This window comes from Cellulomonas sp. C5510 (assembly GCF_019797765.1).
In the GTDB taxonomy this organism is placed as follows: domain Bacteria; phylum Actinomycetota; class Actinomycetes; order Actinomycetales; family Cellulomonadaceae; genus Cellulomonas.
The window spans coordinates 1,783,818-1,798,681 of sequence record NZ_CP081862.1 but is presented as its reverse complement, the minus strand read 5'-3'; the positions used below and the strand labels follow the sequence as shown (position 1 = coordinate 1,798,681).

The 14,864-nt window shown below is 76.0% G+C and carries 13 protein-coding genes; 6 read left to right on the top strand and 7 right to left on the bottom strand.

What is annotated here, in order from left to right; all coding sequences use genetic code 11:
• Positions 1 to 40: 40 nt before the first annotated feature.
• Positions 41 to 1,501 carry a PLP-dependent aminotransferase family protein gene (locus K5O09_RS08425; protein WP_222172309.1) on the top strand — a complete coding sequence of 487 codons (1,461 nt, stop codon included), beginning with the start codon at positions 41 to 43 and terminating at the stop codon, positions 1,499 to 1,501.
• A gap of 80 nt (positions 1,502 to 1,581) precedes the next feature.
• Here K5O09_RS08425 and K5O09_RS08420 read toward each other — a convergent pair whose 3' ends face one another.
• The 4 genes from K5O09_RS08420 to K5O09_RS08405 are packed head-to-tail and all read right to left on the bottom strand — an operon-like array spanning position 1,582 to position 3,740.
• Entirely contained in the window at positions 1,582 to 1,818 is a 237-nt protein-coding gene (locus tag K5O09_RS08420) for a hypothetical protein (RefSeq protein ID WP_255596238.1), read from the bottom strand.
• Positions 1,819 to 1,823: 5 nt separating this feature from the next.
• Entirely contained in the window at positions 1,824 to 2,882 is a 1,059-nt protein-coding gene (locus tag K5O09_RS08415) for a quinone-dependent dihydroorotate dehydrogenase (protein ID WP_222172307.1), read from the bottom strand.
• A 10-nt stretch (positions 2,883 to 2,892) separates the two neighbouring features.
• Positions 2,893 to 3,384 carry a hypothetical protein gene (locus tag K5O09_RS08410; RefSeq protein WP_222172306.1) on the bottom strand — a complete coding sequence of 164 codons (492 nt, stop codon included), beginning with the start codon at positions 3,382 to 3,384 and terminating at the stop codon, positions 2,893 to 2,895.
• Positions 3,381 to 3,740: a hypothetical protein gene (locus K5O09_RS08405; RefSeq protein WP_222172305.1), complete on the bottom strand. Its 360-nt coding sequence runs from the start codon at positions 3,738 to 3,740 to the stop codon at positions 3,381 to 3,383. Before K5O09_RS08405 ends, K5O09_RS08410 begins: the two co-directional genes overlap by 4 nt.
• 39 nt (positions 3,741 to 3,779) lie before the next feature.
• Here K5O09_RS08405 and K5O09_RS08400 point away from each other — a divergent pair, with 39 nt between their 5' ends.
• On the top strand, positions 3,780 to 5,279 hold the full coding sequence (locus tag K5O09_RS08400) for a leucyl aminopeptidase (protein WP_222172304.1): 1,500 nt from the start codon (positions 3,780 to 3,782) through the stop codon (positions 5,277 to 5,279).
• Between the two features lie 212 nt (positions 5,280 to 5,491).
• Here K5O09_RS08400 and K5O09_RS08395 read toward each other — a convergent pair whose 3' ends face one another.
• A complete protein-coding gene (locus K5O09_RS08395; RefSeq protein ID WP_222172303.1) occupies positions 5,492 to 5,881 on the bottom strand; it encodes an oxidoreductase in 390 nt (129 codons plus the stop codon).
• A gap of 207 nt (positions 5,882 to 6,088) precedes the next feature.
• Here K5O09_RS08395 and lpdA point away from each other — a divergent pair, with 207 nt between their 5' ends.
• The 3 genes from lpdA to K5O09_RS08380 all read left to right on the top strand — a co-directional run bounded on the left by lpdA (position 6,089) and on the right by K5O09_RS08380 (position 11,668).
• Positions 6,089 to 7,474, top strand: a complete 1,386-nt coding sequence (gene lpdA / locus K5O09_RS08390; RefSeq protein WP_255596236.1) for a dihydrolipoyl dehydrogenase — start codon at positions 6,089 to 6,091, stop codon at positions 7,472 to 7,474.
• A 31-nt stretch (positions 7,475 to 7,505) separates the two neighbouring features.
• Positions 7,506 to 9,317, top strand: a complete 1,812-nt coding sequence (gene sucB / locus K5O09_RS08385) for a 2-oxoglutarate dehydrogenase, E2 component, dihydrolipoamide succinyltransferase (RefSeq protein WP_222172301.1) — start codon at positions 7,506 to 7,508, stop codon at positions 9,315 to 9,317.
• A gap of 182 nt (positions 9,318 to 9,499) precedes the next feature.
• Positions 9,500 to 11,668 carry a glucoamylase family protein gene (locus K5O09_RS08380; protein WP_222172300.1) on the top strand — a complete coding sequence of 723 codons (2,169 nt, stop codon included), beginning with the start codon at positions 9,500 to 9,502 and terminating at the stop codon, positions 11,666 to 11,668.
• Between the two features lie 100 nt (positions 11,669 to 11,768).
• On the opposite strand, the gene K5O09_RS08375 is transcribed toward K5O09_RS08380, so the two are convergent.
• Positions 11,769 to 12,821 carry a LacI family DNA-binding transcriptional regulator gene (locus K5O09_RS08375; RefSeq protein ID WP_222172299.1) on the bottom strand — a complete coding sequence of 351 codons (1,053 nt, stop codon included), beginning with the start codon at positions 12,819 to 12,821 and terminating at the stop codon, positions 11,769 to 11,771.
• A gap of 63 nt (positions 12,822 to 12,884) precedes the next feature.
• Here K5O09_RS08375 and K5O09_RS08370 point away from each other — a divergent pair, with 63 nt between their 5' ends.
• Positions 12,885 to 13,772 (top strand): TIGR01777 family oxidoreductase, encoded by an 888-nt coding sequence (locus tag K5O09_RS08370; protein ID WP_222172298.1) that lies wholly within the window; start codon positions 12,885 to 12,887, stop codon positions 13,770 to 13,772.
• A gap of 49 nt (positions 13,773 to 13,821) precedes the next feature.
• Here K5O09_RS08370 and K5O09_RS08365 read toward each other — a convergent pair whose 3' ends face one another.
• Positions 13,822 to 14,859, bottom strand: coding sequence for a Gfo/Idh/MocA family protein (locus tag K5O09_RS08365; RefSeq protein ID WP_222172297.1), 1,038 nt, complete (start codon positions 14,857 to 14,859; stop codon positions 13,822 to 13,824).
• Positions 14,860 to 14,864: the final 5 nt, after the last annotated feature.

The window sequence follows — 14,864 nt, the reverse complement described above, 5'->3', positions numbered from 1 at the left end:
CGGCCTTCCCTCCGATAGCCACTTGCGCCACAGTGGCCTCATGTCCTCGCTCCTCGTCTCCGACCGCCGGATCGCTGGCCCCGCACTGGCCACCCTGCTGGGCCACTGGCGCCGTCCCGGTCCCGCCTACGCGGCGCTGGCGGACGCCCTGCGCCGGGCTGTGCTCGCCGGGGACCTGCCGCTCGCGACCCGGGTGCCCGGCGAGCGGGAGCTCGCGGCCGCCCTGGGCGTGTCGCGCACGACGACGACGGGAGCGTACGGGGTGCTGCGGGACGAGGGGTACCTGGCCAGCCGCCAGGGCTCGGGGACGGTCACCGCGCTCCCCCGGCCGCGCGCCTCCGGGACGGGACACCGCCGACCCCGGCCGCTCGAGGACGCCGCGCTCGTCGACCTCACCGTCGCCGCGTGCGGCGCCCCGCCGGAGCTCGCGGAGGCCGCACGGCGCGCCGTCGAGGAGCTGCCGAGGTACGCCGGGCACGGCTACGCGCCGCTGGGGCTCGACGTGCTCCGCGAGGCGATCGCCGACCGCTACACCGAGCGCGGGACGCCGACCTCGCCGGACCAGGTGCTCGTCACCACCGGCGCCCAGCACGCCATCGCGCTGCTGCTCGCCACGCACGCGGGCCCCGGGGACCGTGTCGTCGTCGAGCAGCCGACCTACCCGCACGCCGTGGACGCCGTCCGTGCCGTCGGCGCACGGCCCGTTCCCGTCCCGACCGGGCGCGGCGGCACCGACGTGGACCTCCTCGAGTCGACGGTCCGGCAGGTGGCGCCCCGGCTCGTCTACCTCGTGCCCGACCACCAGAACCCGACCGGCGCCACGCTCGACGAGGACGCCCGCGCCCGCGTGCGCGACCTCGCGCGGCGCACCGGCACCGTCGTGGCCGGCGACGAGGCGCTCACGGACCTCACGCTCGACGGCCCGCCCCCCGCGCCGTGGTCGGGCGACGGTCGCGCGGCCCGGGTGCTCGCGATCGGCTCGATGTCCAAGAGCCACTGGGGCGGCCTCCGCATCGGGTGGCTCCGCGGGCCGGCCGACCTGGTCACCCGGCTGGCGCTGGCCCGGCGCACCGCGGACCTCGGCACCGCCGTGCTGGACCAGCTCGTCGCCGCCGAGCTGCTGCGCCTCGGCGAGGACCCGCTGCGGCGCCGTCGCGGCCAGCTCCGGTCGGGACGGGACCTGCTGACGTCGCTGCTCGCCGAGCACCTGCCGTCGTGGCGGTACGCGGTCCCGCGGGGCGGGCAGTCGCTGTGGGTCGACCTCGGGTCGCCCGTCTCGTCGGCGCTCAGCGCGCTCGCCCTCGCGCACGGCGTGCGGGTGGCGCCCGGGCCCGCGTTCGCGGTCGACGGCACGCTCGAGGACCGGCTGCGCGTGCCGTTCACGGCGCCCCCGGACGCTCTCGTGCAGGCGGTCGACGGCCTGGCGCTCGCCTGGGCGTCACTCGGGCGAGACGGCCGTGCCCGCGCGAGCGGTGGGGCTTCGCTCCCGGCACCGGTCTGACCGCGGCGCGCGTCGCGGTGGGCGTCAGTCCGGGCGCCGCGCCCCGTACGCGTCCGACCGCGAGACGGTCGCCGCAGTCGTCAACCCGGCCGGCGCCACGTCACCTGGTCCGGCACCACCGTGAGGTCGTGCACGGGCGGCACCGCCGTGCCGTCGTTCCGCAGGCCCGCCCGGTGCACGCCCTGGTCGCGCAGCGCGCGCCACTGCAGCCCGAGCCACTCCTCGGCGTCCGACCGCGTCGCGAACACGGGCGACAGCGGACGGTCGAGCAGCTCGCCCCGGGCACCGGTGAGCTCCCAGACCCACTGGGGCCGCACGGCGGTCACGCCGGCCGCCGCGCGGTGCGGGCGGCCGCAGCGTCGCTCGCCAGCGCCCTGCCGATGCGCGAGGCCCAGAACGGGCCCTGGTAGATGAAGCCGGTGTAGCCCTGCACCAGGTCCGCGCCGGCCGCCAGGTAGGCCCGGGCGTCAGCGGCGGTGCTGATGCCACCCACCCCCACCACGACCGGGCCGGTGCCCAGCCGGTGGCGCAGGCGCGCGACGACCACCAGACCGCGGTCCAGCAGGGGCGGTCCCGAGACGCCGCCCTCACCCAGGTCGTGCGCGATCGTGGTGTTCACCGCCACGACGCCGTCCAGACCGAGCTCGGCGACCAGGTCGGCGACGGCGTCCACGTCGGCGTCGGCGAGGTCCGGGGCGATCTTGACGAGCAAGGGCACCCGGGGGCGCTGCGCCGCGGCGGCCGCCTCGTCAGCGGCCTCGCGCGTCGCCTGCAGGATCGGGCGCAGGGCGTCGACGGACTGCAGGTCCCGCAGCCCCGGCGTGTTCGGCGACGACACGTTGACGACCAGGTAGTCCGCCCACGGCGCGAGGTAGCGGGCGCTCGTCGCGTAGTCGCGCGGCGCCTCCTCGGCGGGCGTCACCTTGGTCTTGCCGATGTTGACGCCCACGACGAGCGCGCGGCCCGACGCGGTGGACCTCAGCCGGCGCAGCCGCTCCGCCACCGCCACAGCGCCCTCGTTGTTGAACCCCATCCGGTTGCGCAGCGCGCGCTGGTCGACCATCCGCCACAGGCGCGGCCGCTCGTTGCCGGGCTGCGCCTGGGCCGTCACGGTGCCGACCTCGACGAACCCGAAGCCGAGCATCGTCAGCCCGGGGACGCCGACGGCGTTCTTGTCGAAGCCCGCGGCCAGGCCGAACGGCGACGGGAACGTCCGCCCGAGCACCCGCACGGCACCGGTCGACGGGGGCGTGAGCGCGGCCCGCAGCAGGTCGCGCAGCACCGGGACCCGGGACGCGAGGCGGATCCAGGTGAACGCGACGTGGTGCGCCCGCTCCGGGTCGGTGCGGGCGAAGACCAGGCGGAAGAGGAGGCCGTACACGCCGCCCAACCTACTGGCCCGACGCCGGGCCCGGCCGGGACCCGCGTCCGTCGTCCGGCACGTCGGCCGAGGTCGCGGCGGGTGCGGCGGCTCCCGTGCGGGTGCGCCACAGCCACGCCAGGCCGAGGAACGGCAGGACCAGCGGCACGTAGCCGTACCCCTGGCCGAAGCCGGACCAGACGGTCTCGTCCGGGAAGTCGCCGGCGTCGAGCACCGAGAGCGTGCCCACGACGAGGACCCCGGCGAGCTCGACCGCCACGGCCGCCCACGCCAGGCGGCGGTGGTCCCGCGCCAGCGCGACGGTCGCCACGACGTAGACCAGTCCCGCCAGCGCGGACAGCAGGTACGCCAGCGGCGCCTCGTCGAACTTGGCGGCGATCTGGTAGCCGGCGCGGGCCGTGGCGGCGAGGGCGAACACCCCGTACACCGCGACGAGCACGCGTCCCGGTCCGGTGGCGGTGCTGCGCGGGGCAGGTCCGCGCGCGGCGGCGGTCGCGGTCATGCGGTCCCCCAGGTCTGGTCGAGGCGGAGCTGGAGGAACGCGACGGCCGCCGCCGCGACCAGCAGGACGACCGAGGACCACCGGGTGCGCTCGGCGAAGGCCCACAGCGCCGCCGCCGGCAGCAGCACGAGCTGGGTCACGACGTAGCCCCAGAACACCACCGGCTCGGCGGGGTCGGCGCCGGTGGCCTGCCGGACGCCCGCCACCACGGCCTGCACCAGCAGCAGGCCCTCGACGACGGCGGCGCCCCACAGCTGGCGCAGCACGACGGCGCGGTCCCGGACCGCGAACCACCCGGCCCAGCCGGCGAGCACCAGCGCCGCAGCGGCCACGGCGTAGAGGAGGGCGTCGGTCACGGGGCCCCACGGTACCGGGCGCACCGCTAGCATCGACGGGTGCCTCGAGTGACGTTGACCTCCGCGAACCCCGCCCGCCAGACCGCCGACGCCCTCGTCGTCGCCGTCGCCAGCTCCCCCGACGGCCCTCGCGTCGTCGGTGCGGACTGGCTGCCGACCGAGACCGCCACGCAGGTGCGCGAGCTCGCCGGCGTGCTCGGCATCACCGGCGCCGCGGACGAGGTCCGCCGGCTGCCCGCGGCCGGCTCGCTCGCCGCCCGCACCGTCGTGCTCACCGGCCTGGGCGCCGTCGACGGGCCCGTCCCGGACGTCGAGACGCTGCGTCGCGCCGCCGGTGCGGCACTGCGCGAGCTGACCGGCGTGCGCACCGTCGCCGTCGCGCTGCCCGCCGAGGACGTCGTCCGGGTCGCCGCGGTGGCCGAGGGAGCCCTGCTCGGCGCGTACGCCTACACGCGCTACCGCACCGGTGACACCGCGGCGGACGCCGCCCCCGCCGCCGAGATCGTCCTCCTCACCCCGCGCGCCCGGGACAAGGCCGCCGCGAAGGCCGTCGCCCGCGCCGAGGTGCTCGCCGCCGCCGTCCACGGCGTGCGGGACCTCGTGAACGCCGCGCCGAACGACCTCTACCCGGGTGCCTTCGCGGACGCCGCCAAGGCCGCGGTCAAGGACGCCGGAGCACGGTCGCTCAAGGTGACCGTGCTCGACGAGAAGGCGCTGGCAGCCGGCGGCTACGGCGGCATCCTGGGCGTGGGCCAGGGCTCGGCCCGCCCGCCCCGCCTGGTGAAGGTCGCCTACACGCCGTCCCGCCCGGCCGCGAAGGTCGCGCTCGTCGGCAAGGGCATCACGTTCGACTCGGGCGGCATCTCCATCAAGCCGGCCGCGGGCATGGACGCGATGAAGTCGGACATGGCAGGTGCGGCCGCCGTGCTGCACACCGTCCTCGCCGCAGCCCGGCTCGAGCTCCCGGTCGCCGTGACCGGCTGGCTGTGCCTGGCGGAGAACATGCCCTCGGGCACGGCTCAGCGGCCGTCCGACGTGCTGACGATCCGCGGCGGCAAGACCGTCGAGGTGCTCAACACGGACGCCGAGGGTCGCCTGGTGATGGCGGACGGCCTCGTCGCCGCCGTCGAGGAGAAGCCGGACGTCGTCCTGGACATCGCGACGCTCACCGGCGCGCAGCTCGTCGCGCTCGGCCCGCGGGTCTCCGCCGTCATGGGCGACGACGCGACGCGCACCGAGGTGGTGGACGCCGCGGGCGCCGCCGGCGAGGCGTTCTGGCCGATGCCGCTGCCCGCCGACCTGCGCGCCGGTCTGAAGTCGAAGGTCGCGGACATCGCGAACATCGGCGACCGGTTCGGCGGCATGCTCACCGCCGGCATCTTCCTGCAGGAGTTCGTCGGGTCCACGCCGTGGGCGCACCTCGACATCGCCGGCCCGGCGTTCAACGAGAAGGCGCCGTTCGGCTACACGCCGGCCGGCGGCACCGGCGTGGGCGTCCGCACCCTCCTGGCCCTGATCGAGGCCCGAGCCACCCGCTGACCCGCCGACGGGCGCACGCCCCCTCCCACCGGCCCGATGCCCCGTCGGAGGCTCCGACGGGGCATCGGAGGTGTCCGCGGAGACCTCCGATGACGTGCGCTGACCTCCGAACGCGTTCGGAGCCTCCGAGGGGAAGGGAGGGGTGGCGCACGTGGGCGGCGGGTTGCCGGGTGCGGGCGGTGGGCCGTGGGTCGGGAGTGCCCCGGGGGTGGTCAGCTCGGGTCGACGGCGCGGCGGGCCGCGCGCTCCTTCGCCGCCCGCTCGCGCGCGATGCGCTGCCGGCTGTTCCAGTCGCGCATCCGCTGCGGGTAGCCGGTGCGCTGGACGTCGTAGACGGGCAGGCCCAGCGAGCGCGCCAGCTCGTGGGCGGCGCGCGCGTCGGGGACCCGTCGTCGGGTCCACTCCCCGTCGGTCGCGATGAGCATGATCGTCGTCTGCGTGACGTTGGTCTGCGGCTCGACGTACGCCTCGACGCCGACGCGGGTGCGGGTGAACTCGCGCAGGTGCTCGAGGGTCTCCTCGCGGGCGGCACGGCCGGAGGGCGCGGCCTCGGGCGCGGGGCCGGCGGGGCGCGATCGGCGCAGACGGGAGAACAGACCCATGCGGCGAGGGTAACCGGCGAGCCCGAGGACCCGGTGGGGATTCACCCGGCGGGCCGACTCCGGCCCGACCGGCGCCCAGACATGGGATGACTGTCTCCAGAATCACACGTCGTGGCCGGTGGTCTGGGTCGTCCGGCCTAGGTGGAGATGACAAGATGGTCGCGGAGCACCGCGTTCCACACATGTCTGCGCCGGAGGAGTCTTCACGTGTCCGACACGACCGGGTCCGCTTTCGACATCGTCGTCCTGGGCGGAGGGAGCGGCGGTTACGCGGCTGCGCTCCGCGGCGCCCAGCTCGGCATGAGTGTCGCCCTCATCGAGGCCGACAAGGTCGGCGGCACCTGCCTGCACAAGGGGTGCATCCCCACCAAGGCCCTGCTGCACGCGGCCGAGCTGGCCGACAACGCCCGCGAGGGCTCGCACTTCGGCGTGCACACGCAGCTCACGGGCATCGACATGAACGGCGTCAACGAGTACAAGGCGTCGGTCATCGGCCGCCTGTACAAGGGCCTCCAGGGCCTCATCAAGTCGCGCAAGATCACCGTGATCGAGGGCTACGGCAAGCTCGTCGCGCAGGACGCCGTCGAGGTGAACGGCCAGCGCGTCACCGGCCGGCACATCGTGCTCGGCACCGGGTCGTACGCCCGGTCGCTGCCCGGCCTGGAGATCGGCGGGCGCGTCATCACCTCCGACCAGGCCCTGCAGCTCGACTGGGTGCCGAAGTCGGCGATCATCCTCGGCGGCGGCGTCATCGGCTCGGAGTTCGCGAGCGTCTGGAAGTCGTTCGGCGCGGACGTCACGATCATCGAGGCGCTCCCCCACCTGGTCCCGAACGAGGACGAGGCCCTGTCGAAGGCGTTCGAGCGGGCGTTCCGCAAGCGCGGCATCGCCTTCAACCTGGGCGTCCGGTTCTCCGGCGTCACGCAGGACGACAACGGCGTGCACGTCTCGCTGGAGGACGGCAAGACGTTCGACGCGGACCTGCTGCTCGTCGCGGTGGGCCGCGGCCCGTCGACGTCCGGCCTCGGCTACGAGGAGCAGGGCATCACGCTGGACCGGGGGTTCGTCATCACCGACGAGCGCCTGCACACCGGCGTCGGGAACATCTACGCGGTCGGCGACATCGTGCCGGGCCTGCAGCTCGCGCACCGCGGGTTCGCCCAGGGCATCTTCGTGGCCGAGCAGATCGCGGGCCTCGACCCGCAGCCGATCGTCGAGTCGGGCATCCCGCGCGTCACGTACTCCGACCCGGAGGTCGCGTCCGTCGGCCTGACCGAGGCGAAGGCCAAGGAGGTCCACGGGGCCGACGCCGTCGAGACCCTCGAGTACAACCTGGGCGGCAACGGCAAGAGCCAGATCCTCGGCACCACGGGCTTCGTCAAGCTCGTGCGGCAGAAGGACGGCCCGGTCGTCGGCGTCCACATGATCGGCGCCCGCGTCGGCGAGCTCATCGGCGAGGGCCAGCTCATCGTCAACTGGGACGCCTACCCCGAGGACGTCGCGGCGCTCGTGCACGCCCACCCGACGCAGAACGAGGCTCTCGGCGAGGCGCACCTGGCGCTCGCCGGCAAGCCGCTGCACGCCCACAACTGACCACTAGGCATCGAAGGAGACACGAGCGGTCATGTCCGACAACGTGCAGCTTCCCGCCCTCGGCGAGTCCGTCACCGAGGGCACCGTCACCCGCTGGCTCAAGAACGTGGGCGACCGCGTCGAGGTCGACGAGCCCCTGCTGGAGATCTCGACCGACAAGGTGGACACCGAGGTCCCCTCGCCGTTCGCCGGCGTCCTCGAGCAGATCCTCGTCCAGGAGGACGAGACCGCCGAGGTCGGCGCCGTGCTCGCGGTGATCGGCGACGGCTCCGGCGCGGGCGGCGACTCCGCCCCGGCCGAGGCCGCCCCCGCGCAGGAGGAGACCCCGGCGCCCGCCGAGCAGACGACGCAGGGCGAGGGCTACGGCGACCCGGCCCCCGAGGCCGAGACCGCCGCGCCCGCCGCCGAGCAGGAGCAGGCCGCCCCGGCCGCCGAGGCGCAGGACGGCGACGGCCAGCAGGTCACGCTCCCCGCGCTGGGCGAGTCCGTCACCGAGGGCACCGTCACCCGCTGGCTGAAGCAGGTCGGCGACACCGTCGAGGTCGACGAGCCGTTGCTCGAGATCTCGACCGACAAGGTCGACACCGAGGTGCCGTCGCCGTTCGCGGGCACGCTGCAGCAGATCCTGGTCGGCGAGGACGAGACCGCCCAGGTCGGCGCCCCGCTCGCCGTGATCGGCTCGGGCTCCGCCCCGACGGCGTCGGCCCCGGCCCAGGACGGCGCCGCGCAGGCGTCGGCCCCCGCCGCGACCGAGGCCGCGCCGCAGGTCGCCGCGCCGGAGGAGGCGCCCGCGCCGACGCCGGCCCCGGTGCCCGCCCCGACGCAGTCGGCACCCGCCCAGCCCGCACCCGCCCCGGCCGCGCCCGCGCAGCAGGCCGCGCCCGCGCAGGCCCAGGGCTCGTACCTCACGCCGCTGGTCCGCAAGCTGGCCGCCGAGAAGGGCGTCGACGTCGCGACGCTGACCGGCACCGGCGTGGGCGGGCGCATCCGCAAGGAGGACGTGCTGGAGGCGGCCGCGAAGGCCGAGGAGGCCGCCCGTGCGGCCGCCGCGCAGCAGGCCCCCGCCGCCGCGCCGTCGGCCCCGTCCGCCCCGGCGGCCGCGGCCAGGCCGGTCGAGCCGTCGCCCCTGCGGGGCACCACCGAGAAGGCCAGCCGCCTGCGGCAGGTCATCGCGGAGCGCATGGTCGACGCGCTGCACAGCCAGGCGCAGCTGACCTCCGTGGTCGAGGTCGACGTCACCAAGGTGGCCCGGCTCCGCGCGAAGGCGAAGGACTCCTTCAAGGCCCGCGAGGGCGTCAACCTCACGTTCCTGCCGTTCTTCGTCCAGGCCGCGGTCGAGGCGCTCAAGGTGCACCCGAAGATCAACGGCGTGCTCGAGGGCAAGGAGATCACCTACCACGGCTCCGAGAACATCGGCATCGCGGTCGACACCGAGCGCGGCCTGGTCGTGCCGGTCATCCGGGACGCGGGCGACCTCAACCTGGCGGGCATCGGCCGCAAGATCGCCGACCTCGCGGGCCGCACGCGCGCCAACAAGGTCACCCCGGACGAGCTGTCCGGCGCGACCTTCACGGTGACCAACACGGGCTCGGGCGGCGCGCTGTTCGACACGCCGATCGTCCCCGGCGGCACCTCCGCGATCCTCGGCACCGGCGCGATCGTCAAGCGTCCGGTGGTCGTCAAGGGTCCGGACGGCGAGGAGGTCATCGCGATCCGGTCCATGTGCTACCTCGCGCTGTCGTACGACCACCGGCTGGTGGACGGCGCGGACGCGTCGCGGTACCTCATGACGGTGAAGCAGCGGATCGAGGAGGGCGCGTTCGAGGCCGAGGTCGGCCTCTGACCTGCGCCTGACCCGCGCCTGACGCAGCACACGGACGCCCCGGCAGCCCCAGCGGCCGCCGGGGCGTTCGCACGTCCGCGTCCCGGTCGCGTTGACGGTCCCGGTCGACCCCGTTAGCGTGCTGGCGCCTTTTCGACAACCGACGTCGAAATTTCGGCTCCCGGCCAACGAGGATGTGACCGATGACTGAGCAGCGCCCGCCCGACCCTCGCCCCAGCACCCCGCCCGTACCCGACCACCCCGCACCGCCCGCACACCCCGGCCGCACCCGCCGCACCCGCCGCACCCGCGGTCGGGCGCTGGCCGCGGGCGTGGCCGCGCTCGGCCTCGCGGCCACCCTGGCCGGCACGGCCACCGGCCCAGCGGCCGCGGCACCGGCCGCCGCGCCCGTGCCCGCCGCCGTCGACGACGCGCTGCTGCGCACCTGGCTCGCCGACACCTACACCTCGCTCGACGCCATGACCGCCCCCGCCACCGGGCTCGTCGCGGACAACATCGCGAGCTCGCTCGACCCGGCGACCGCCAGCGCGTACACGTCGCCCACCAACATCGGCGGCTACCTGTGGTCGACCGTCGTCGCGCGCGACCTGGGCCTGCTCGACGCGGACGACGCCTACCAGCGCATGTCGACGACGCTCGCGACGCTGGAGACGATGGACCGGCACGACGAGTCCGGCATGTTCTACAACTGGTACGACCCCGCCACGGGCGACCGGGTCGACACGTGGCCCGACGACGGCGCGGTCGTGGAGCACTTCCTGTCGTCGGTCGACAACGGCTGGCTCGCGGCGGCGCTGCGCGTGGTCGCGTCGGCGGAGCCCCGGCTCGCCGGCGACGCCACCGCGCTCTACGACTCGATGCACTTCGGCGTCTACTACAACCCCGACGGCCGGCCGGACCTCGGCGTCGGCCTGATCCGCGGCGGCTTCTGGGACGAGGAGCCCTCGGGCTGCTCCGTCCCCGGGAACTACCAGGGCGGCACGACGGTGTACTACACCTGCCACCACTACGACACGACGGTGTCCGAGACCCGCATCGCGCTGTACCTCGGCATCGCGGACGGCGAGATCCCGCCGGAGGCCTACTGGGGCACCTACCGGACCTTCCCGTCGACGTGCGACTGGTCCTGGCAGGAGCAGCGGCCCAGCGGCGTGACCCGCACCTACGACGGCATCGACGTCTACGAGGGCGTCTACCACGACGGCGACGCGGCGCTCGTCCCGGGGTGGGGCGGCTCGATGTTCGAGGCCCTGATGCCGGACATGCTGGTGCCGGAGTCCGAGTGGGCGCCGCGGTCCTGGGGCGTGAACCACCCGCTGGTCGTGGCGGCGCAGAAGCGGCACGGGCTCGACGTGGCCGGCTACGGCTACTGGGGCTTCTCCCCCGCCAGCAACCCGCACGGCGGCTACGCCGAGTACGGCGTCGACTCCCTCGGCCTGCGGTCCGACGGCTACCTGTCCGACGGCACGACGGACGTCGACCTCGGGTTCCACGGTTGCCGCGAGGCGACGAACCCCGCACCCCAGTTCGGCGACGGGGTCGTCACGCCGCACGCGGCGTTCCTCGGCCTCGAGTACGACCCGGAGGGCGTCGTGGAGAACCTCACGCGGCTGGCGTCCGACTTCGACGTCTACGGGCCCGGCGGGTTCGCGGACGCCGTGGCGGTGCGGTCCGGGACCGTCGCGCAGCGCCACCTCTCGCTCGACCAGGCGATGATCGTCGCGGCCATCGGCAACTACCTCGGCGACGGCCTGCTGCGCGACCACGTGGTCGGCCCGGACATGACCGAGCGGCTGCGTCCCGTGCTCGCCGCAGAGGTGTTCTCCTCGGCGGCGGCGCCCGTCACCCCGGTCGTCACGGACCCGGTGCCGGGGTCCGCGGTGGCGCGCATCGAGCGCCTGGCGGGCACCGGCGAGCCCGGTGCGCACCTCACCGTCGCCGGGCCCGACGGCGCCGCGTGGTGCACGGCGGATGTCGACGCCGACGGCGCGTGGGCGTGCGAGGGCGCTCCTGTCACCGACGCCGGCGGGCACACGCTCGCGGTCTCGACGACCAACGACGCCGGGTTCACGGTGACCGGAGAGGCCGTCACGCTGCGTGTCGCCGCGGCACCCGGGCCGGACCCCGAGCCCCTGCCGGCGGAGCCCGGCGTCGTGGACCCCGGGGCCGAGGAGCCCCGGGACGGCGTCGACAGCGGCGTGTCCGCCGAGGGTCCGGCCGCCGGCGGGACACCGCGCGACCTGGCGACCACCGGTGCCTCCCTCGCGCTGCCTCTGGGCCTCGCGGCCGCGGCGCTGGCCGGCGGCGCGGGGCTCGTCGTCGCGCGGAGCCGGCGCCGGAAGCGGGCCTGACCCGCGCGGCCGGCCGGACCGCCCGTGCCCCCGCGTCGTCCGGCGCGGGGGCACGGGCACCGCGTCCCGGCGCAGCCCCCGGGTCCGTCCGGGCGCCCGGTCAGCGCGGCGGTGCCGTCGAGGACCGCACCACCAGCGTCGTGGCCAGCTCCAGGTGCGCGGGGCCCCGCAGCCCCTCCCGAGCCCGGTGGACGAGGCTCACCGCGGCGTCGCCCATCTCCGCCAGCGGCTGCCGCACGGTCGTGAGCGCCGGATCCAGCCAGGCCGCCACCGGCAGGTCGTCGAAGCCGGTCACCGCGAGGTCGTCCGGCACCCGCAGCCCGTGCTCCCGTGCGGCGCGCAGGACGCCGAGCGCGGTGTCGTCGCTCCCTGCCACGACGGCCGTCGGCGGGTCGTCGAGCTCCAGGAGCAGGTTCGCGGCCCGGAAGCCGCCGTCCACCGAGTAGTCGCCGGTGCGCACCAGGTCGTCGTCGCCGCCGATACCCGCCTGGATCAGGGCGGTCCGGTACCCTGCGAGCCGCGCGACCGCGTTGTCCTGCTCCAGCGGGCCCGTGATGGTGGCGATGCGCCGGTGGCCGAGACCCACCAGGTGCGCCGTGGCGTCCAGGCCGCCGCGGAAGTTGGTCGCGCCGACCACCAGCACGTCGGCGTCGCAGCGCGTGCGCGGGTCGACGACCACTACCGGGACGCGCGCCCGGGCGAGCTCCGCACGCGAGGCCGCGTCCGGCACGCCCACCACGCTGACCAGGCCGTCGGTGCCGCGGTCGAGCGCGTGCCGCACCCACGCGCCGCACGCCTGCGCGTCCGGGTCGACCGTCACGACGAGATCCGACCCGAGCCGGGCCGCCGCCTGCGCCGCACCCCGGACCACCGCCTCCGCCCACGTCGAGTCGAGGTCGACCACCCGCAGGTCGAGCAGCCCGGTGCGGCGGCTGCCCGACGGACGGATCGTGTACCCGTGCCGGGCCAGGGCCTCCGTGACCCGCGCGCGGGTGGCCGCCGCGACGTCGCGGCGGGAGTTCAGCACCTTCGACACCGTGGGCACGGACACGCCGGCCTCGGCGGCCACCACGGCCAGCGGCGGCGGGCCGACGGAGCCGGCGGGCTCCGTCGCGGACGTGCCGGCGGCGGTCGGTCGGGCGGCGGCCTCCATGGCGCTCCACCCTAGGGGGTGCACCGCGCGCGGTGAGCGGCGCCTCGCGCGTAGGGTCGGCGCATGATCGTGGTGGTGGCGGGCTCGAGCGGACTGATCGGGACTGCGCTGGTCGCGCGGCTGACGGCGGAGGGGCACGAGGTCCGGCGTCTCGTCCGACGCCCCGCGCGGACCCCGGACGAGCGCACCTGGGACCCGGACGCCGGTGTGCTCCCGCCGGAGGCCCTGGCGGGCGCGGACGCGGTCGTGAACCTCGCCGGCGCCGGCGTCGGCGACAAGCGGCTCACCGCCGATCGCAAGCGCGTCGTCCTGGAGTCCCGGACCCGCAGCACGGGCCTGATCGCCTCGACGGTCGCCGCCCTGGACGACCCGCCCCGCGTGCTGCTGCAGGGGTCGGCCACCGGAGCGTACGGCGAGCGGGGTGACGACGTCGTCACGGAGGACGAGCCCTACGGCTCCACGTTCCTGGCAGGCGTCGTCCGGCGGTGGGAGGCGGCTGCGGCCCCCGCCGTCGAGCACCCGGGGGTGCGGGTGGTGCTGCTGCGCACCGGGATCGTGCTGTCACCGCGGGGCGGTGCGCTCGGGCGGCTGCTGCCGCTCGTCCGGCTCGGGCTCGGCGGCCCGCTGGGCAGCGGTCGGCAGTACTGGAGCTGGATCACGCTGGAGGACGAGGTGCGTGCCGTCCTGCACCTGCTCGACGCGCCGGTGTCCGGCCCGGTCAACCTGGTCGCGCAGCCGGCGACCCAGATCGAGATCGTCCGGGCGCTCGCCGCACGGCTGCACCGGCCCGCCGTGCTGCCGGTCCCGGCCTGGGCGATGCGGGTGGCGCTCGGGGAGTTCTCGCAGGAGGTCCTCGGCTCGCTGCGCGCCATCCCCGACGCGCTGACCGCCGCCGGCTTCGTCCACCTGCACCCCACCCCGGAGGCAGCGGCGGCTGCGCTGCTCCCCTGACTCCTGCCGACGGCCGCGGGCCCGGGACCGGACGCGCGTCGGGTCGCCGTCAGCCGTCGAGCCGGACCACGCGCTCCTCGTCCGCCGCGACCCGCGCCGCGTCGAGGACCAGCGCCGTGACCACGGCGTCCGCGGGGTCGACGGGGACGGGACCGGCGCCCCGCACCCACGCCTCGACCGCGCGGTAGAAGTCCGCGTGCCCGCCAGGGGCGCGGCGCACGGGGACCCGCTCGTCGCCGTGCACCAGCCAGCCCTCGTGCTCACCCGCCGCCTCGTCGTCGAGCGCCGAGAACGGCGTCGCCTCCCCCTCGAAGCTGGTGACGAGGTACGCCGCCCGGTCGCCGAGCACCCGCGTGCGGGGGCCCGGGGCCCCGACGAGACCACCGGCCTGCAGGTGGCTGATGACCGCGGTGCCGTCCGGCCGGACGGCGTGCGTGAGCGCGAGGAACACGTCGTCGGTGGCCGGCGTCGTGAGGCTCCGCAGCTCGGCGTGCACGGACGCGACCGGGCCGAAGAGCTGGACCGCCGAGTCGACCAGGTGCGCGCCCAGGTCGAGCAGGAGCCCCCCCGCGCGCGTGTCGTTCTCCTTCCAGCGGTCCTGCGGGACGGGGCGCCACCGCTCCCACCGCCGCTCGAACCGGTGCACCCGCCCGAGCTCCCCCGCGTCCAGCAGGGCACGCAGCGTGAGCTGCTCCGGGTCCCACCGCCGGTTCTGGAACACGGTCAGCCGGTCCCCCGCCTCGGCGCCGAGGCGCGCGAGCTCGGCGGCCTCGTCGGCGCTCGGGGCCAGGGGCTTGTCGACGACCACCGGCAGCCCGGCGGCCAGCGCGAGGCGGACGTGCTCGACGTGGTCGCCGGTCGGACTGGCCACCACGACGACGTCCAGCGCGTCCGCGTGCGCCAGCAGCGCCGGCACGTCCGGGTCGACGGCCACGTCCGGCCAGTCCCGTGCCGCGGCGGTGGCACGCGCCGGGTTGCGGCTGACCACCCGGACCACACGCGCGCCGACGTCCCGCAGCAGGCGCGCGTGGATCCCCCGCCCCGCCGATCCGTAGCCGACCAGTCCCACCCGAAGCGTGTCCGTCATGGCCG